Origin of the sequence: Duganella sp. 3397, from assembly GCF_031456625.1 — a bacterium.
In the GTDB taxonomy this organism is placed as follows: Bacteria; Pseudomonadota; Gammaproteobacteria; order Burkholderiales; family Burkholderiaceae_D; genus Rugamonas; species Rugamonas phyllosphaerae.
In genome coordinates, this window is the sequence record NZ_JAVDVB010000006.1 from 245,743 (window position 1) to 263,716 (window position 17,974).

The following is a 17,974-nucleotide window of genomic DNA, read 5'->3' on the forward strand; positions in this document are numbered from 1 at the left end:
TGATCGCCGGCTTTTTTTATACCGGACCGCGCCGACGGCCCGGTATCATGGCCGCATGGATTTCATCAAGCTCACCGCCCTCTTCTTCGTCACCGCCATCGCCGAAATCGTCGGCTGCTACCTGCCTTGGCTGGTCCTGCGCCAGGACAAGTCGCCGTGGCTGCTGTTACCTGCAGCCCTGTCGCTGGCCCTGTTCGCCTGGCTGCTGACCCTGCATCCCACCGGCGCCGCCCGCACCTACGCGGCCTATGGCGGCGCCTACATTGCCGTCGCGCTGCTGTGGCTCAGATTGGTGGACGGCGTGGCGCTCACCCGCTACGACATGGCAGGCGCCGGCCTGGCCCTAGCCGGCATGGCCGTGATCGCCTTACAGCCGCCGACTTAGCCGATATCGCCGGATTCTGTTGCCTCTTTCCCATCAGAACACTGCTTTTTTGCGTTTTCACAAACCTTGTGCCTTGAAATACAGGGATGTCGTCCCTATAATTGGCACTCGTTATGAGAGAGTGCTAACAAGCGCTCTCATCCAACTTTCCGCTGCGGCAATCACCTTACGTGGTTGAAACGGCAACCAACTGTACCATTGTTAATTAAGGAGTTTTGTATGAACCTTCGCCCTTTGAACGATCGCGTTATCGTCAAACGTCTCGACCAGGAAACCAAGACTGCATCCGGCCTGATCATCCCTGATGCGGCTGCTGAAAAACCGGATCAAGGCGAAGTCCTCGCCGTTGGCAATGGCAAGATCCTGGAAGACGGCAAAGTCCGTCCTCTGGATGTCAAAGTAGGCGACCGCGTCCTGTTCGGCAAATACGCCGGCCAGACCGTCAAGATCGACGGCCAGGAACTGATGGTCATGCGCGAAGAAGACATCATGGCGATCGTCACCAAGTAATTTGCGCTTTTGCAATCACTGGTCCACGACTCGCAACTTAACACCTCACAGGAGTAATAAACATGGCAGCTAAAGAAGTTATCTTCGGCGACGCAGCGCGCGCCAAAATGGTAGAAGGCGTCAACATTCTGGCCAACGCCGTTAAAGTCACCCTGGGCCCTAAAGGCCGCAACGTGGTACTGGAGCGCTCGTTCGGCGCGCCAACCGTCACCAAGGACGGCGTATCGGTAGCAAAAGAAGTTGAACTGAAAGACAAGCTGCAAAACATGGGCGCGCAAATGGTCAAGGAAGTTGCTTCCCGCACCAGCGACAACGCCGGCGACGGTACCACCACCGCGACCGTTCTGGCCCAGGCTATCGTGCGCGAAGGCATGAAGTTCGTTGCCGCCGGCATGAACCCGATGGACCTCAAGCGCGGCATCGACAAAGCAGTCGCTGCCACCGTCGAAGAACTGAAAAAAATCGCCAAGCCAACCACCACCACCAAAGAAATCGCCCAGGTTGGCGCGATCTCGGCCAACTCGGATTCGTCGATCGGCGAGCGCATCGCTGAAGCGATGGAAAAAGTCGGCAAAGAAGGCGTGATCACCGTGGAAGACGGCAAGTCGCTGAACGACGAGCTCGACATCGTTGAAGGTATGCAATTCGACCGCGGCTACCTGTCGCCATACTTCATCAACAACCAGGAAAAGCAAGTCGCTGCCCTGGAAAGCCCGTTCGTGCTGCTGTGCGACAAAAAAATCTCGAACATCCGTGACCTGCTGCCCGTACTGGAACAAGTTGCAAAAGCCGGCCGTCCACTGCTGATCATCGCAGAAGACATCGAAGGCGAAGCACTGGCGACCCTGGTGGTCAACAACATCCGCGGCATCCTGAAAACCGTTGCTGTGAAAGCTCCAGGCTTCGGCGACCGTCGTAAAGCCATGCTGGAAGACATCGCCATCCTGACCGGCGGCCAGGTTGTAGCTGAAGAAGTCGGCCTGACCCTGGAAAAGATCACCCTGGAAGAGCTGGGCCAAGCCAAGCGCATCGAAGTGGGCAAAGAAAACACCATCGTCATCGACGGTGCTGGTCAAGCCGCTGCGATCGAAGGCCGCGTCAAGCAAATCCGCGTGCAGATCGAAGAAGCGACCTCGGACTACGACCGTGAAAAACTGCAAGAGCGCGTGGCCAAGCTGGCTGGCGGTGTTGCCGTGATCAAGGTTGGCGCTGCCACCGAAGTCGAAATGAAAGAGAAAAAAGCCCGCGTTGAAGATGCACTGCACGCTACCCGCGCTGCCGTGGAAGAAGGCATCGTTGCCGGCGGTGGCGTGGCCCTGCTGCGCGCCCGCGCCATGGTTGCCGGCCTGAAAGGCGACAACCCTGACCAGGACGCAGGTATCAAGATCGTGCTGCGCGCGATGGAAGAGCCACTGCGCATGATCGTGCAAAACGCCGGCGAAGAAGCTTCGGTCGTTGTTGCAGCAGTTCTGGCCGGCACCGGCAACTACGGCTACAACGCCGCCAACGGCACCTACGGCGACATGGTCGAAATGGGTGTTCTGGATCCAGCAAAAGTAACCCGTTCGGCACTGCAAAATGCAGCCTCGATCGCCGGCCTGATGCTGACCACCGACTGCATGATCGCTGAATCGGCTGACGACAAATCGGCTGCCGGCATGGGCGGTATGGGTGGCATGGGCGGTATGGGTGGTATGGACGGCATGATGTAATGTGCCGGCCGGTCAGGCTCTGTGGAGCCTGACTCGCCAATAAAAAAAGCCCGCGCAAGCATCGAGCTTGCGCGGGCTTTTTCGCGTCTGCCGCAAAAGTTTATGCGTCGTGGAACTCGTCCTCGATTTCCTCGCGGCGCGGGGCCTCGGCGATATGGACGATCAGGGTGTCGTGCAGTTCGTGGGCGGGGTGGCTGGCGCGGTGCTGGGCGAACCAGAAGGCTTCGGACAGGTCGTCGTCTTCGTGCGAGGTGGTGATCAGCACGTCGGCGTCGTCCAGGTCTTCGTAGTTGGTCGCCTCCAGGTGGGCGTCGTCGATCGACTCGCGCCATTGTTCGGCGTCTTTGCCCCACACCATCACGTACTTGCTGCCCGACTCGACCAGCCAGCGGCTGATGTCCCAGCGCACCGTTTCCAGCACATCGACATCGACCACCAGCACGGCCTTGAAGTTTTCCAGCGCGTCGAGCACCGGCAGTTCGGCTTCGGGCGCCAGGTGCAGGTAGCGGGGAGGATTTTTTTTCATGCTGCGTCCAGGAGATTCAAACGACGCATTGTCCGCTGATTTTCACCGCCCCGCAATCCAGCCTTAAAACGGATCGAGCGCGATCGTGAATTTGCCGCTGCCGTCCAGGGCGCCAAACGTGTAGTTTTGCCAGCCCGGATACGCCTGCGGCTCCCAATAGAACACGCCCAGGCCGTTCGAACCGAGCGCCTTGGTCTTGGTCAGCAGGTCGGCCACCATGGCCTTGGACGTGGCCGCTTGCGTCCAGTCCATGCCCACCTCGGTCACCATCACCGGCTTGGCGTAACGCGCGACCATGTCCTTCATGTTGATCGAGATTTTATTGTTGTAGTTGGTCCAGTCCGCTGGTGGCGGGTAGTGCGACATGCCGATCACGTCCCACTTGGCGCCCGCACCTTTCACGCCATCGAAGAACCAGCGGAATACCGCGTTGTCGTAGCCGTTGGCCAGGTGCAGGATCACCTTGGCGTTCGGGTACACGGACTTGGAGGCGTTGTAGCCGCTGTTGATCAGGCCTGCCAGGTTGGCGAAACTGGTGGTCTTCCCTTCCGGCCACAACATGCCGCTGTTGATCTCGTTACCGACCTGTACCCACTCGACGTTGATGCCGTTCGACTTGAGGTAGTTGAGGGTATCGCGGGTATGGGAGTAGACGTCGGTATTGAGTTGCGCCAGCGAATGGTTGGCCCAGGCGGCCGGCTTGGTTTGCTGGCCCGGATCGGCCCAGCTGTCGCTGTAGTGGAAGTCGATCATGATGCGCTGGCCCTGGGCGGCAGTGCGCTTGGCCTTGTACAGCACGTCGGCGCCGTCGTTCCAGCCCGGCTTGGCCCACACGCGCAGGCGAATCGCGTTGATATTGAGGTTTTTCAGCAGCACGAACGGATCGGTCTTGACGCCGCTGCTGTTGTAGAACGAGTAGCCGGCCGATTCCTGCTGGCTGACCCAGCCCACGTCGGCGCCGTTGGCGAAGCTTTGTGCCACGCTGGTCGAGGCGGCAAAGGTCAGCGCCATGCCGCAGAATGCGGCAAGCATTTTCTTGAATGTCATGTTGTCTCCAGTGTCTTTTTTAGGTTACGCCCTGCCCCCAACCGCTCGTCGACGGTTTGTGTGGGGTACAGCTGTGCGGGTTGGTCTGCGGCTAGCCGAAGCGTGCCGCCGGAATGCCGGCCACGTCCACGCGCACCGCGAACAAACCACCGGTCAGCGGGAATTCCTTCAGCTGCTCGGGCGTGTTGTCTTCGCTGGCGGTGGTGATGAACAGGGTCTTGAAGTCCGGGCCGCCAAACGTGCACGACGCCGGGTTGCGCACCGGCACGCGGATGGTGTCGAGCAGGTCGCCATCGGGCGAGTAGCGGCATACGCGGCCGCCGCCCCACTGCGCCACCCACACGCAGCCTTCGCTATCGACCGTCATGCCGTCGGGCGAACCTTCGCCTTCGGCAAACTGGCGCCACACGCGCGGCTCGCCCAAGGTGGCGTCGGCCGCCAGCGGGTAGGCGTAAATCCGGCCTTCGAAACTGTCGGTGTGGAACATGGTAGCGCCGTCGAGGCTGAAGGTCGGGCCGTTGCAGATGTGGTAGCCGGCATCGGCCACCGTCAGCGACAGGTCCTTGTCGAGCAGGAACAGCGCGCCGACCGCTTGCGCGTAGTCGGTGTTGTGCATGGAGCCGGCCCAGATGCGGCCGGCGCTGTCGACCTTGGCGTCGTTCAGGCGCAGGTCGCTGCCGGGGGCGAACGGATGGGCGATGTAGTCGATGCGCAATTCAGGCTCGAGCCACACGCGGGCGATGCCATGGCGCAGGCCGGCCATGAAGCCGTCGCCGTCGGCGCGCGCGATGAGCCAGCAGACGTAGTCCGGCATTTCCCAGGCGTGGCGCTGGCCGGTCTCGGTGTCGAACGCGTGCAAGGTCTTGCTTTTCAGGTCGACGAAATACAGGCGTTGTTGCTCGGCCACCCACAGCGGGCCTTCGCCCAGTTGCGCACCCAGGTCCCACAGGCATTGCACGTCGTGCTTGCTCATCGTTTTTGTCTCCGTTGTATTTTTAGTAGATCAGGCCGCCAGTGCGCGCCAGGCATTGACGAACGCTGCTGCGCGCTCGCCCAGTTCTTCCAGCGATACGCCCGGCGTAAACAACGCGCCGCCGATACCGAAACCGGTGGCGCCGGCTTTTTTCCAGCCGGCCATGGTCTCGGGCGTCACGCCGCCCACCGGCCACATCGGGGTGCCGGCCGGCACCACGCTGAGCATGGCCTTCAGGCCGCCGTGGCCGACCATCTCGGCCGGGAACAGTTTCAGCGCATGGGCGCCGGCGTCGAGCGCGGCGAACGCTTCGGTCGGGGTGGCCACGCCGGGCGCGCAGTACATGCCCAGTTCGGCAGCGCGACGGATCGCGGCCGGGTTGCAGTTCGGGGAAACCAGCAGGCGACCGCCCGCTTCGTACACGGCTTCCACGTGCGCCACGCTGAGCATGGTGCCGCCGCCGACCAGGGTATCCGGCAGGTTGAGCTTGACGATGGCAGCGATGCATTCGAGCGCGCCCGGACGGTTCAGCGGCACTTCCAGCGCGCGGAAACCGGCGTTGTACAGCACCTTGGCGACATCGACCGCCTCGGCAGGTTGCAGGCCGCGCAGGATGGCGACCAGTGGCGTGGTTGGATGAGAAATAGTCATGTTCAGCCCTTGATGAATTGGGAAATCGCGGTGCAATACACGCGGTGGGGATCGAGCACCTGGCATTGCAAGCCAAAGTGCTGGGCGGCGACGGCGTAGCGCCTGGCCAGCGCCGGTGAGCCGATCACGGTAATGGTGCCGCCGGCAGGCAGGCTGCGGGCGGCGGCGGCAAATTCGGCGCCGATCAGCAAGCCGCTGACAAACGCGGCGGCCTGCTCGGCCGGGGCGCTGCGCGAGACCACGCAGGCCCGTACGCGGAACAGGGTGTTGGACAACGGCTCGCCCACGCCAGCCTGGTCGAGGCCGGCCGCGAAACCGGCAGCGTCGCTGGTGTCGCCGCCCATCATCGACGACAAGGTGCCGCCCTTGGACAGCATGGCGAACAATTCGCCGGTCATGTACGTGGACAGCGACTGGATCACGCCGTCCTGCAGCAGCACCCACTTGCTGTGGGTGCCGGGCAGTACCAGCCAGCCATCGCGCTGGCCCAGCACCACGGCGCCCAGCAACTGGGTTTCTTCGCCGCGCATGACGTCGGCCGACGGGCCGCGCCGGTACGCGTAGCCGGGCACGATGTGGCAGTTGGCCGACCACGGCGCTTCCGCCACCGGCGCCAGGTGCGCCGGCAGTTCGGTCAGTGGTACTGCGGCGTCGAGGTAGTTCACTTCCTGCCAGCCCGAGGCGCTGCCGACCATGCCGGACATGATCACCGGGACGGTGGCGTCGATGCCCATGGCGGTGCGCAGGCCGTCGAGCGAGGCGCCGAAGCGCTCGCGCCCGCCCACGGCCAGCATGCCCTGGTCATCCTCGTACTCGGCCAGGCAGTTGGCTTGTTGATCGATCAGGTAGGCGCGCCGGTTGCTGGTACCCCAGTCAACGCCGAGTATGGTCTTGTCCACGATGAAATCCTTTTCTATGCTGCCAAGATGTTACGGAATCGACAGGGATGCCGCCAATGAAATATCAGATAGGAGTAATACCAAAATTGTATAGGCTTATGCGGTACTCTGTAGCCTTGTCCAGTCGCAAACGTTGCCCGATGGTTGCCTTTGGTTTAGTATGTCCATCTATAAAATAGTTTTGTCGATTCCATATGGCTTCTCCGTCTTTCCCGCCCCGCCTGTTGCTCGCTGCCGGTGCTGTCATCGCAGTGCTGGTCGGCGTCGGCGTGTACGTTAGCAATTCGACACCTGAGCCCGCTCCTGCCGTCCCTGTGCAACCTGCGCCCGTCAAGCCCGCTCCCACGCCACCAGTAGCGCCGCCCGCCGCCAAGCCGGCGCCACGCCCACCGGTCGCGGTCGAACCGGCCGCGCCGGCCGAACCGAAAGTCACGCGCACCAAGGACCAGGCCTCGGCCGCCTTGCTGGCATTGCCGGAACTGCGCGCCTGGTCCACCATGCTGGAAAAAACCTCGAACGGCAAAGTCAAAGGCGCGCTGATCGAATACGATCCGGCGCCGCGCAAGTACCGGGGCAAAACCTATTACCAGTTCAGCTTTGTGGAAAACAGCGCCGACGCGGCGCTGCGGTGGGAAAGTTTCCTGGTCTCGGCCAATGACGACGAAATCCTGGTGGAAGACGCCACCAACGATGAAATAATCAGTTTGGCGCGCTGGCGCCGTGAAAAGCACCCGGAGAAGCGCACCAGCGTTGACGGTTAAGCTGCGTTAAACCCGCACGGACAGGCCGGGGTCGGACCCCGCAGGGGGTCCGACCCCAAACGTAGACGGCTGCGTTATCTTTACGCGACTGCGGGTTTCAGGTCTGCCGCACGCCTTACCTTCCCCACCCACAGCACCGACAGCACGGTCAATCCCGCCGCCAGCCAGCCATTGAGGCCGTAGCCGATAATGTGCCCGGCCGCGTCAGTGTGCAAGGTCATGCCACCGAGCAGTGCGCCGGTGCCGCTGCCGATCGACTGGATCGCCGAGTTCGCGCTTAAGAATCCGCCACGCCGCGACGGCTCCGGCACCGTGGTCATCAAGGCCTGCAACGGAATCGTCCGCCCCGACACCGCCGTCATGAAGAACGGGAAGAACAGGATCACGGCCACGAGCGGCATGGCCGGCATGTGGGTGACGAACAGCATCGGCACCGCCGAGGCCAGCGCCATGTAGCGGTACACCTTGTGCGCGCCTACCCGGTCCGACCAGCGGCCGATGCGGCGCGCGGTAAACAGCGTGGCCACGCCGCCGGCCAGGTACACATAGGTCACCTCCGCCGGCGCGATGCCGAGATTGCTCACCATGACTGGCGAGATGAACGGAATCACCAGCATGCCAGTGGCCATGTTCATGAACGAGAGCACGAACGCCGCCAGGTGATTCGGTACCTTGTACAGCGCCAGCAAATTGGGCAGCACCGCCTTGAGCGGCACCGGGTGTCCCAAATGACCATCAATGGCCGGCAACGCCCGCGCCGCCAGCACCCAGACCAGCACCGACAACACCACCAGCAGGTAGAACGGCGACGCCCAGCCGAAGTGCGCGGCCAGCATCACGCCGGTAGGCACGCCAGCGACGGCCGCCATGCTGAACGACGTCATCACCACGCCGGTGGCGGCGCCGCGCCGCTCGGCCGGGATCAGGTCGCCGATGATGGCCATGATGATGGCGCCCAATACGCCGCCGGTCACACCCGCGAACGCGCGCGAGGCGATCAGCACCTCGAAGGTGGGCGCCAGCGCGCACGCCAGGTTGGACAGGGTAAACAGCGCAAACATCCACAGCAGCAGCTGCTTGCGATCGAAGCGGTCGATATACATCACCGCCAGCAGGCCGGACAGGCCAGCGCACCAGGCGTATGCGGACACCGCCCCCGAGACTGCGGCCGGGGTGATGGAAAACGCCGACATCAGCTGCGGCGCGAGCGGCATCATGACCATGAAATCCATGATCACGGTGAACTGCGTGAGCGCCAGCAGCCACAGCACCAGGCGCTCGCGCGCCGGGGTCAGTGCAGGCGCGGGGACCGGCATCGATAAGCCAGGCCCGGTCATGCCAGCGCCGTGATGTCGGCCGTGGCCTGGCGCAGGATGGCGCGGATCTGCTCGAGCTTTTCAGGCGCTGGATGATTTTCCTGGCCCTGGGCGATCACCGCGTGCTTGAGCTCATGCATGATGGTGCGCAGGTCGTCGCGCGCTTCGGCCGGGTCGCTCATGCGCGCCACGATGGCGTCGACGAACTGGCGGTTTTCGGCCAGGAAGGCCTCGCCTTCCGGCGTGATGGTGTGCAGCTTCTTGTTGCCGTCGGGCGAAGCCGAAACGTGGCCCATGTCGAGCAGCATCGACAGCAGCGGATAGATGGCGCCCGGGCTCGGCGTGTAGCCGCCGCCGGAACGCTGTTCGAGTTCCTTGATGATCTCGTAGCCGTGGCGCGGCTTTTCGGCGATCAGTTGCAGCACGATGTAGCGCATGGCACCGGCGTCGAACATCTTGGGACCACGGGCGCGGCCGCCGCCACCGTGACCGGGATGACCGTGGGCGGCGTGGTGGCGATGAGGATGATGAAATTTAAACATGGCAGCTCTTTCTTTACGATATAACGGTTTAAGATATAACTTAGTAAGACATATCTTATCCTGTTGTCGTAAGAATTCAAGCAGCAATTTGTAACAGGCGCTCTTTACCCCATAGTACCTTGGGGTCGGACCCCGTCCGGGGTCCGACCCCGGTTGGGTTTGCGGGGTAAAAAAAAGGCAGACCACGTGGGTCTGCCTTGTTCCGGGACTGAAAGGACTCAGCCGTCCAGGTGCGAGATCAGCAATCTGCGGCCATCTGTTTCGCCCTTGGCCTTGTGCTCCACCACCAGCTGCCCATGCTGCGCATCGAGCGAAATACCCACCGACAGGATGTCGATCAGCAGCAGCTGCAAGATGCGCGAGATCATCGACAGGAACGTCGTGCTGTCCTCGGAGTGATCCACGGCCAGGCACACGCTGGCTTTTTTCGCCAGCGGCGAATTGCTCGATGTGATGGCGATGACATCGGCGCCGGCTGCGCGCGCCACGTCCACCGCCTCGAGCAGATCGGGCAGCTTGCCCGAGTTGGAAATGGCGATCACCACGTCGCCCGGCTTGAGCAGCTCGGCGGCCAGGTTGAGCAAGTGCGAGTCGCCGTAGGCCGACGTCGGGATGCGGAAGCGGAAGAACTTGTGCTGGCCGTCGAGCGCCACCACGCGCGAGTTGCCCATCGCGTAAAACTCCACGCGCCTGGCCTTGGCCACCAGCGCAATGGCCTTGTCGATCGAGCGCACGTCGAGCTGGTCGCGAAATTTCAAAATCGCGGAAACCGTATTATCGATCACCTTGGCGCTGAGGTCATGGGTGCTGTCGCTCACCCGCACCTGGCTGTGACGCACGGGAATCGCGCCCGTCAGGCTGCTGGCAAATTTCAGTTTGAAGTCGGCCAGGCCCAGGAAGCCGAGCGAGCGGCAGAAGCGGATCACGGTCGGCTGGCTCACTTCGGCCAGCCGTGCGATATCGGCGATCGGCTCGTTGAGCACCAGGCGCGGTTGCTCGAGCACCAGCTGCGCCACGCGCTGCTCGGCTGGCGTCAATTCGTGCTGCAAGTGGCGCACGCGCTCCATCAAGGTGTTGGCGCCGCTGCGCCCGCGCAGGTGTTCGGACAAGATGGTGGCCACGCCGTAGAACGCCGGGTTGGGCGTGGTGATCACGTAGGTCGGGATCTCGGACAGGTAACTGGTGAAACGGCCCTTGGCTTCAAAGCGCGACCGGAACGGCGACTGGGCAAACCACTCGCCCATGCGCGGCACGATGCCGCCGCCGATGAACATGCCGCCGAACGCGCCCAGCGTAACCGCCAGGTTGGCGGTGGCGCCGCCCAGCATGGCGCAGAAGCATTCGAGCACTTCCAGGCACAGCGGATCTTTATCGGTCAGCGCGCCGGCCATGATCTCCTGCGAGCTCAGGTCGCGCACCTGGCGGCCGTTGCGCTTGGCAATCGCCCGGTAAATGATCTCCATGCCGGGGCCGGAAATCAACCGCTCGGTCGAGACGTGCGACCAGGTCTGCCACGCGTACTGCAGGATCGAATATTCGCGCTCGTCGGCCGGCGCGAAGTTGGTGTGGCCGCCCTCGGAGCCCAGCGTGACAAAACCGTCCACGGTCGGAATCACGCCCGATACGCCCAGGCCGGTGCCCGGTCCCAGCACGCCGATCACGGAGTTCGAGGCCGGCTTGCCGCCGCCTACCTGCATCAAATCGGCAGGTTTGAGGCCCGGCAGCGACATGGCCAGCGCGGTGAAGTCGTTCACCACCAATAACGTGTGCAGGCCCAGGGCGCGGCGCACTTCGTCGGTGGAGAATTCCCAGTCGCGGTTGGTCATGCGGATGTAGTCGCCGCTGACCGGGTTGGCCACGGCCAGCGCCGCGTGGTTGAGCGTGATGTCGGCGTGGTCGGCCAGGTACGAGCGCAGCATGGCGACGATGTCGGCATAGTCATCGCACTTGAGCACGCGCACGGCGCGGAACTCGCCCGGCGCCGTCTGCAAGGCGAAACGCGCATGCGTGGCGCCGATGTCGGCCAGCAGGCGCGGACCGTCGGCAAAGGCGCTGCGGTTGAGTTTTTGATCCACTTCGGAATGTTTCATGTTGGTTCAGTCAAAGCAGTTGCGGAAGCATACCCGAAATAGTGTGTATCAAGAAGTCAACCTGTGGCGTTACAGTGAGCGCCCGGCTCTCAAGCTAGCGTCATATTCAAGCTGCGTAGCCGAACCACGCGCCGTAGGCCGGCAATGACACCTGGCCGTCCGCCACCGTCCCCGGCAAACCATACCCGTCGAGCTGCTGCGCGCCGCTGACCTGCGGCAGGTCGAAACTGACCGCCTCCGCACCGAGGTTAAACACCGCAATCACACCGCGCTCGCCTTCGAGATCGCGGCGCAGCGCCAGCACTGGCTCGGGCGCATCGTAGAAGCTGATCGCGCCGCGTGTGAGCTGCGGCAGCGTGCGGCGCCAGGCGATGAAGGCGCGGGTAAAGGCGAGCGTGGACGCGGGATCATTCTCCTGCACTGCCGCCGCGCGGTCGCGGTGCTGCGGCGAGACCGGCAGCCACGGCTGGCCGGTGGTGAAGCCGCCGTGGTCGTCGCCAGTCCACGCCATCGGCGTGCGGCAGCCGTCGCGCCCCTTGAACTCGGGCCAGAACGTGATGCCGTACGGGTCTTGCAGCAGCTCGAACGGCACGTCCGCTTCGGCAAACGCCAGTTCGTCGCCCTGGTACAGGCACGGCGTGCCCTTGAGCGACAGTTGCATCGCCAGCGCCAGCTTGGCAAACGCCGGTGGCGCGTCAGGCCCGCCCCAGCGCGAAGCCACGCGCGGCACGTCGTGGTTACCGACCGACCACGAGGCCCAGCCGCCCTTCACCCGTTCCTCGAACTGCTCGACCTGCTGGCGGATGTAGTGCGACGACAGGTGGTTGACCAGCAAATTGAAGCTGTAGGCCATGTGCAGCTTGTCGCCGCCGGCCGTGTACTCGGCCATGGTGGCGAGCGAATCGTCGGAGCCCACTTCGCCGATCGAGATGGCCTTGTATTCGTCGAGCAGCGCGCGCAGCTTTTGCAGGAATGGCAGATTTTCCGGGCGGGTCTTGTCGTAGTCGTGCGCCTGCATGCCGTACGGGTTGACGTCGGTGACCGTGATCGAGTCGCGGTTGGTGGCCGGCGGATTGCTGCGCAGTTGCTGGTCGTGGAAGTGGTAGTTGCACGCGTCGAGACGGATGCCATCGACGCCGCGCTCGAGCCAGAAGCGCAGCGCGTCCAGGTGCGCCTGCTGCACGTCCGGGTTGTGGAAGTTGAGCTGCGGCTGGCTGGCCAGGAAATTATGCATATAGTACTGGCGCCGGCGCGTATCCCATTGCCACGACGAGCCGCCAAACACCGACAGCCAGTTGTTGGGCGGATTGCCGTCGTCCTTGGGATTGCTCCACACGTACCAGTCGGCCTTGGGATTGTCGCGGCTGGCGCGGCTTTCCTTGAACCACGCGTGGTCTTCGGCGGTGTGCGCCATCACCTGGTCGATCATGATTTTCAGGCCCAGGCTGTGGGCCTTGGCGACCAGCGCGTCGAAATCGGCCAGCGTGCCGAACATTGGATCGACATCGCAGTAGTCGGCGATGTCGTAACCGAAATCCTTCATCGGCGAGGTGAAGAAAGGTGAAATCCACACGATGTCCACGCCCAGCGATGCGATATAGTCCAACTTTGCCGTAATCCCCGGCAGGTCGCCGATGCCGTCGCCATTGGTGTCGTAGTAGCTGCGTGGATACACCTGGTAAATGATGGACTCGCGATACCAGTCCTGGGAATGCGGCGACACTTGAGTTAGTTGTTGAGTCATAAGAAAATCCGGGGTTGGCTGGGCAAAGAAAAATAATTTGTACAGAATATACATGACCAACCTATTTTTTTCAATGCGCTTGCCAGTGGGGAATTATCACATTTAATTCTTCAAAATCAAATACTTATGGATTTCAACAGGAATTCTAAAGGTATAAAACAGTAGTCAAACTACAGAAAATCAGGAGAAAGTACAGTGAGCAGCAACGCCAGCAGCGTCGATATCAAGGACGGCAACGGTCCTTTGCCCCGGCAAATTCCCTACATCATTGCCAACGAAGGGTGCGAGCGCTTCAGTTTTTACGGCATGCGCAACATCCTCACGCCGTTCCTGCTCAGCACCCTGCTGCTGTTCATTCCGGCCGAGCACCGCACCAGCGAAGCCAAGCACGTGTTCCACACCTTCGTCATCGGCGTGTATTTCTTCCCGCTCCTGGGCGGCTGGCTGGCCGACCGCTACTTCGGCAAGTACAACACGGTGTTCTGGTTCTCGCTGATCTACGTGGCCGGCCACGCGTGCCTGGCGATTTTCGAGCACAACATCAACGGCTTTTACTTCGGGCTGGGGCTGATCGCATTCGGCTCGGGCGGCATCAAGCCGCTGGTGGTGGCGTTCGTGGGCGACCAGTTCGACCAGACCAACAAGAACCGCGCGCGCCTGGTGTTCGACGCGTTTTACTGGATTATCAATTTCGGCTCGTTCTTCGCGTCGCTGTTGATGCCGGTACTGCTGCGCGACTACGGTCCGTCGGTGGCCTTCGGCGTGCCCGGCATCCTGATGGCGATTGCCACGCTGGTGTTCTGGATGGGCCGCCGCAAGTACGTGCACGTGCCGCCGGCCGCACCGAACCCCGATTCGTTCAGCAGCGTGGCGCGCACCGCGCTGCTGGCGCACAAGGCTGGCCAGTCGCGCCCTGGCCTGATGGTCGCTGGCGTCGGCGCGCTGGCGGCACTGATCTCGCTGTGCATGGCGCCGCAGTGGGGCTTCGTGATTGCCTTCTGTACCGCGCTGGTGCTGCTGCTGGCGTTCGGCTGCTTTGGCGTATCGATGCAACTGGACCGCGCGCGCGGGATGCACACGGCCGAAGCGGTGGAAGGCGTGCGCGCAGTGCTGCGCATCCTGATCGTGTTCGCGCTGATCACGCCGTTCTGGTCGCTGTTCGACCAGAAGGCTTCCACCTGGATCGTCCAGGCCAACGCCATGAACAGCCCGCAGCTGTCGCTGTTCGGCTGGGACTTCACCTTGCTGCCAGCGCAAATGCAGGCGATCAATCCGATCCTGGTGATGCTGCTGATTCCCTTGAATAACGTGGTGCTGTACCCGCTCATGCGCGCGATCGGCATCAACCCCACGCCGCTGCGCCGCATGGGCGCCGGCATCGCCCTCTCGGGCCTGTCGTGGATCGCCGTGGGCGCCATCCAGCTGAATATGGACGCCGGCGACCAGGTCTCGATCTTCTGGCAACTGCTGCCGTACGCGCTGCTCACGCTGGGCGAGGTGCTGGTCTCGGCCACCGGCCTGGAGTTCGCCTACAGCCAGGCGCCCAAGCCAATGAAGGGCATCATCCTCAGTTTCTGGTACCTGGGCACCACCATCGGCAACCTGTGGGTGCTGATCGTCAATGCCGGGGTGAAAAACGATACCGTCAGCGGCCATATCGCCAGCACGGGCTTGAGCGAGAGCGCATTCCAGATGTTCTTCTTTGCCGGCTTTGCGCTGGTGTGCGCGGGCTTGTTTGCGCTGTACGCCACGCGGTACAAGATGGTCGACAACTACCGGAAAGCGTAGAACGATTACCGGACGCGTACCAAAACTACAGGTTTTCGATTACCATAAGCCGGCAATTCCTGGAGAATTGCCGGCTTTTTTGTAACAGCACTACTAAATCTATAGTTTGGAGACGAGATTGGCCAAGATTCTTACCGGCGTACTGAGCGGCGCCCTCGTGGCGCTTACGTGCGCGTCAGCAACCGCCGCCCCAACCATCGCCGACTGCGACGGCGCCTTCGCCACCGTGCAGGCTGGCGCCGTGCCGGCTGCAGCTACAGCCATGGATGCGCGCGCCTACTGGCTCGACCGCCAGCTGATCCAGTGGCCGGGCGCTAACAGCACCGGCAACGTCAAACTGTATTACTCGGCCACCGCGCAGCTGCGCGCAACGCCCGGCCAGCGCGTGCAAGGCGCGGACGGCGCCCTGCTGCTGTCGCCTTCTAACGCGCCCGCCCCGGCGGCATTGGCGCAGCGCTTCAAATTCATCGGCAAGGGACCGCTGCTGGCCGTGGCGCCAGAGGACGTGGCCCGCATGCCGGCGCTGCTCACCGGTCAACTGCTGCTGGTGCGCGAAGCGCCAGACGGCACGGTGCTCGACGCCACCACCGCCCAACTGCCGGGCGCCCTGGACGACCTGTACGCCAGCGCCGTCAATACGCCCGACCTGGGCGTGACGGTGGGAGCGAACAACACCGGCTTCAGGCTGTGGGCGCCCACCGCGCAAAACGTCGCCGTGTGCACCTACGCCAGCGGGTCGTCGAAGGCCAGCGCGCTGACCGCCATGCGCCGCGACGACGCCACCGGCACATGGTCCGCGCAACTGGCCGGCAAGCACTCTGGCCAGTACTACCAGTACCTGGTGGACGTGGTGGCGCCAAACGCCGGACTGGTGCGCAACCTGGTCACCGATCCCTATTCCGTCAGCCTCACCACCGATTCGAAGCGCAGCTATATCGCCGACCTCGGTGCCGCCAGCCTCAAACCGGCAGGGTGGGACCGCACGCCGATACCGAAGCGCGTGAGCGCCCAGCCGGACATGGCGATCTACGAGCTGCACGTGCGCGACTTTTCAATCAACGACGCCACGGTGAGCGCCGCCAACCGCGGCAAGTACACGGCCTTTACCGAGACCGGCTCGAACGGCATGCGCCACCTGGCTGCGCTCAGCAAAGCCGGCATGACCGACATCCACCTGCTGCCCGTGTACGACATCACCACCGTGCCGGAGAAGGGCTGCGTGTCTCCAGATATAGCTTCCCTGCCCGGCCTGAAACCCGACGGGCTCGAGCAGCAGGCTGCAGTTACCGCCGTCAAGTTCACCGACTGCTACAACTGGGGCTACGACCCTTACCACTACAGCGCACCGGAAGGCAGTTATGCCACCGACGCCGCCGACGGCGCAAAGCGCATCGTCGAGTTCCGCCGCATGGTGCAATCTCTGCACCAGATCGGCCTGCGCGTGGGCATGGACGTGGTGTACAACCACACCTTCAGCGCCGGGCAGGATCAGCGATCGGTGCTCGACCGCGTGGTGCCCGGCTACTACCACCGGCTCGATGCGAAGGGCGCGATCGAACGCTCCACCTGCTGCGACAACACCGCCACCGAAAACCTGATGATGGCCAAGCTGATGATCGATTCGGCCGAGCTGTGGGCGGTGCAGTACAAGATCGACTCGTTCCGCTTCGACCTGATGGGCCACCAGCCGCGCGCGGCGATGGAAGCACTGCAGGCGCGCGTGAACCGGGCCACCGGCCGCCACATCAACCTGATCGGCGAAGGCTGGAACTTCGGTGAAGTGGCCGACGGCGCGCGCTTCGTGCAGGCCTCGCAGCTGTCATTGAATGGCAGCGGCATCGGCACCTTCAGCGACCGCGCGCGCGACGCCATGCGCGGCGGCGGCGCGGCCGACGGCAGCGCGCAGATCGCCAGCCAGCAGGGCTGGATCAACGGTTTGCTCTACGACGCCAATGCCGCCGCTGCCCCGCGCACCAAACAGGACTTGATGGACGCGGCCGACATGGTCAAGGTGGGCCTGGCCGGCTCGCTGCGTGGCTTTACCATGCAAACCCGCCACGGCGACAGCAAACGGCTCGAAAATATCGTCTACGGCGGCAACCAGCCGGCCGGCTACGCCAGCGCACCGGGCGAGACCGTCAACTACGTGGAAAACCACGACAACCAGACCCTGTTCGACATCAACGTGTTCAAGCTGCCGATCGGTACCACCACCGCCGAACGGGCGCAGGTGCAGATACTGGGTGCGGCCATCAACGCGTTCAGCCAGGGTGTGCCCTACTTCCACGCCGGCTTCGACATCCTGCGCTCCAAGTCGCTCGACCGCAACAGCTTCGAGTCCGGCGACTGGTTCAACCGCCTCGACTGGACCTACCGCGACAATTACTTCGGCACCGGCCTGCCGCGTGAAGAAGACAACGGCAAGGACCACGCGCTGATGCGTCCCCTGCTGGCGCGCGCGGCCGAGATCAGGCCCACGCCGCAGGATATCGCCTGGTCGCGCGACGCCTTCCGCGACCTGCTGGCGATCCGCGCCAGCAGCACCCTGTTCCGCCTGCGCACCGCGCACGATGTCGAACAGCGCCTGCGCTTTTACAACACCGGCGCGCAGCAGGTACCGACCGTGATCGTGGGCCGCCTCGACGGCGCCGGCTATGCGGGCGCGCGCTTCAAGGCCATCACCTACGTGATCAATGCCGACAAGGTGGCGCAGCAAGTGGCCATCAAGGAAGAACAGGGGCGCCGTTACCGGCTGCACCCGGTACACCTGCGCGCTGGCGCCGCCGACCGGCGCATTGCCGCCGGCGCAAAATACGACACCACCACCGGTGCTTTTTCGGTGCCGGCACGTAGCGCCGTGGTGTTCGTGGAAGAGTAAAATCGGTGTTGCCGTTGCGCACGATTGGAGACGTACGCAACGGCAGAAACTTAAATCATGGTACTATTAATTTCACGAGCGCAATAATATTTCTATTGATGCAATCGATTGTATTTTCGCTGTCCCGCATTGAGTAGCTCGTTGTCAAGCAC

Annotated in this window: 15 protein-coding genes; 6 read left to right on the top strand and 9 right to left on the bottom strand. The window is 63.0% G+C overall.

The genetic code is table 11. The annotated features are described in order from the left end of the window. Nucleotides 1-55 precede the first annotated feature (55 nt). From J2X54_RS20960 to groL, 3 genes are all read left to right on the top strand, one after another. Nucleotides 56-385: a YnfA family protein gene (locus tag J2X54_RS20960; RefSeq protein ID WP_310183255.1), complete on the top strand. Its 330-nt coding sequence runs from the start codon at nt 56-58 to the stop codon at nt 383-385. Nucleotides 386-604: 219 nt separating this feature from the next. Next, the gene (gene groES, locus J2X54_RS20965; RefSeq protein ID WP_026637491.1) at nt 605-895 is read left to right on the top strand and encodes a co-chaperone GroES; all 291 of its coding nucleotides are present in this window, start codon (nt 605-607) and stop codon (nt 893-895) included. Nucleotides 896-957: 62 nt separating this feature from the next. Continuing rightward, on the top strand, nt 958-2,607 hold the full coding sequence (gene groL, locus J2X54_RS20970; protein ID WP_070249532.1) for a chaperonin GroEL: 1,650 nt from the start codon (nt 958-960) through the stop codon (nt 2,605-2,607). A 100-nt stretch (nt 2,608-2,707) separates the two neighbouring features. Here the strand turns inward: groL and J2X54_RS20975 are convergent, their stop codons facing one another. From J2X54_RS20975 to J2X54_RS20995, 5 genes are all read right to left on the bottom strand, one after another. Further along, nucleotides 2,708-3,133 carry a hypothetical protein gene (locus tag J2X54_RS20975; RefSeq protein ID WP_310183268.1) on the bottom strand — a complete coding sequence of 142 codons (426 nt, stop codon included), beginning with the start codon at nt 3,131-3,133 and terminating at the stop codon, nt 2,708-2,710. Between the two features lie 63 nt (nt 3,134-3,196). After that, entirely contained in the window at nt 3,197-4,180 is a 984-nt protein-coding gene (locus J2X54_RS20980; RefSeq protein ID WP_310183270.1) for a glycosyl hydrolase 53 family protein, read from the bottom strand. A gap of 91 nt (nt 4,181-4,271) precedes the next feature. Continuing rightward, nucleotides 4,272-5,153, bottom strand: a complete 882-nt coding sequence (locus J2X54_RS20985; RefSeq protein ID WP_310183272.1) for an SMP-30/gluconolactonase/LRE family protein — start codon at nt 5,151-5,153, stop codon at nt 4,272-4,274. A 30-nt stretch (nt 5,154-5,183) separates the two neighbouring features. Continuing rightward, nucleotides 5,184-5,804: a 2-dehydro-3-deoxy-6-phosphogalactonate aldolase gene (locus J2X54_RS20990; protein ID WP_056141042.1), complete on the bottom strand. Its 621-nt coding sequence runs from the start codon at nt 5,802-5,804 to the stop codon at nt 5,184-5,186. Nucleotides 5,805-5,806: 2 nt separating this feature from the next. Beyond that, nucleotides 5,807-6,703, bottom strand: a complete 897-nt coding sequence (locus J2X54_RS20995; protein ID WP_310183276.1) for a 2-dehydro-3-deoxygalactonokinase — start codon at nt 6,701-6,703, stop codon at nt 5,807-5,809. A gap of 194 nt (nt 6,704-6,897) precedes the next feature. On the opposite strand from J2X54_RS20995, the gene J2X54_RS21000 reads away from it, so the two are divergent. Beyond that, nucleotides 6,898-7,464, top strand: coding sequence for a hypothetical protein (locus tag J2X54_RS21000; RefSeq protein WP_229255401.1), 567 nt, complete (start codon nt 6,898-6,900; stop codon nt 7,462-7,464). 80 nt (nt 7,465-7,544) lie between these two features. Here the strand turns inward: J2X54_RS21000 and J2X54_RS21005 are convergent, their stop codons facing one another. The 4 genes from J2X54_RS21005 to J2X54_RS21020 form a co-directional block, all read right to left on the bottom strand. Beyond that, entirely contained in the window at nt 7,545-8,801 is a 1,257-nt protein-coding gene (locus tag J2X54_RS21005) for an MFS transporter (RefSeq protein WP_310183280.1), read from the bottom strand. Further along, a complete protein-coding gene (locus tag J2X54_RS21010) occupies nt 8,798-9,322 on the bottom strand; it encodes a PadR family transcriptional regulator (protein ID WP_070249539.1) in 525 nt (174 codons plus the stop codon). The genes J2X54_RS21005 and J2X54_RS21010 overlap by 4 nt, the downstream gene beginning before the upstream one ends. Before the next feature lie 218 nt (nt 9,323-9,540). Next, nucleotides 9,541-11,412 carry a glucokinase gene (locus J2X54_RS21015; RefSeq protein ID WP_070249540.1) on the bottom strand — a complete coding sequence of 624 codons (1,872 nt, stop codon included), beginning with the start codon at nt 11,410-11,412 and terminating at the stop codon, nt 9,541-9,543. A gap of 106 nt (nt 11,413-11,518) precedes the next feature. Then, entirely contained in the window at nt 11,519-13,156 is a 1,638-nt protein-coding gene (locus J2X54_RS21020) for an alpha glucosidase (RefSeq protein ID WP_310183284.1), read from the bottom strand. A 195-nt stretch (nt 13,157-13,351) separates the two neighbouring features. Here J2X54_RS21020 and J2X54_RS21025 point away from each other — a divergent pair, with 195 nt between their 5' ends. Beyond that, nucleotides 13,352-14,944, top strand: a complete 1,593-nt coding sequence (locus J2X54_RS21025) for an oligopeptide:H+ symporter (protein ID WP_310183286.1) — start codon at nt 13,352-13,354, stop codon at nt 14,942-14,944. A gap of 118 nt (nt 14,945-15,062) precedes the next feature. Continuing rightward, a complete protein-coding gene (gene pulA / locus J2X54_RS21030) occupies nt 15,063-17,822 on the top strand; it encodes a pullulanase-type alpha-1,6-glucosidase (protein WP_310183289.1) in 2,760 nt (919 codons plus the stop codon). The last annotated feature ends 152 nt before the right edge of the window (nt 17,823-17,974 follow it).

Excerpts from the sequence above, each read along its gene's own strand:
- J2X54_RS20985 (WP_310183272.1), bottom strand. The coding sequence starts at position 5,153 with ATGAGCAAGCACGACGTGCAATGCCTGTGGGACCTGGGTGCGCAACTG.
- J2X54_RS20975 (WP_310183268.1), bottom strand. The coding sequence starts at position 3,133 with ATGAAAAAAAATCCTCCCCGCTACCTGCACCTGGCGCCCGAAGCCGAA.
- groL (WP_070249532.1), top strand. The coding sequence starts at position 958 with ATGGCAGCTAAAGAAGTTATCTTCGGCGACGCAGCGCGCGCCAAAATG.
- groES (WP_026637491.1), top strand. The coding sequence starts at position 605 with ATGAACCTTCGCCCTTTGAACGATCGCGTTATCGTCAAACGTCTCGAC.
- J2X54_RS20980 (WP_310183270.1), bottom strand. The coding sequence starts at position 4,180 with ATGACATTCAAGAAAATGCTTGCCGCATTCTGCGGCATGGCGCTGACC.
- J2X54_RS21005 (WP_310183280.1), bottom strand. The coding sequence starts at position 8,801 with ATGACCGGGCCTGGCTTATCGATGCCGGTCCCCGCGCCTGCACTGACC.
- J2X54_RS20990 (WP_056141042.1), bottom strand. The coding sequence starts at position 5,804 with ATGACTATTTCTCATCCAACCACGCCACTGGTCGCCATCCTGCGCGGC.
- J2X54_RS20960 (WP_310183255.1), top strand. The coding sequence starts at position 56 with ATGGATTTCATCAAGCTCACCGCCCTCTTCTTCGTCACCGCCATCGCC.
- J2X54_RS21010 (WP_070249539.1), bottom strand. The coding sequence starts at position 9,322 with ATGTTTAAATTTCATCATCCTCATCGCCACCACGCCGCCCACGGTCAT.
- J2X54_RS21020 (WP_310183284.1), bottom strand. The coding sequence starts at position 13,156 with ATGACTCAACAACTAACTCAAGTGTCGCCGCATTCCCAGGACTGGTAT.
- J2X54_RS21015 (WP_070249540.1), bottom strand. The coding sequence starts at position 11,412 with ATGAAACATTCCGAAGTGGATCAAAAACTCAACCGCAGCGCCTTTGCC.
- J2X54_RS21000 (WP_229255401.1), top strand. The coding sequence starts at position 6,898 with ATGGCTTCTCCGTCTTTCCCGCCCCGCCTGTTGCTCGCTGCCGGTGCT.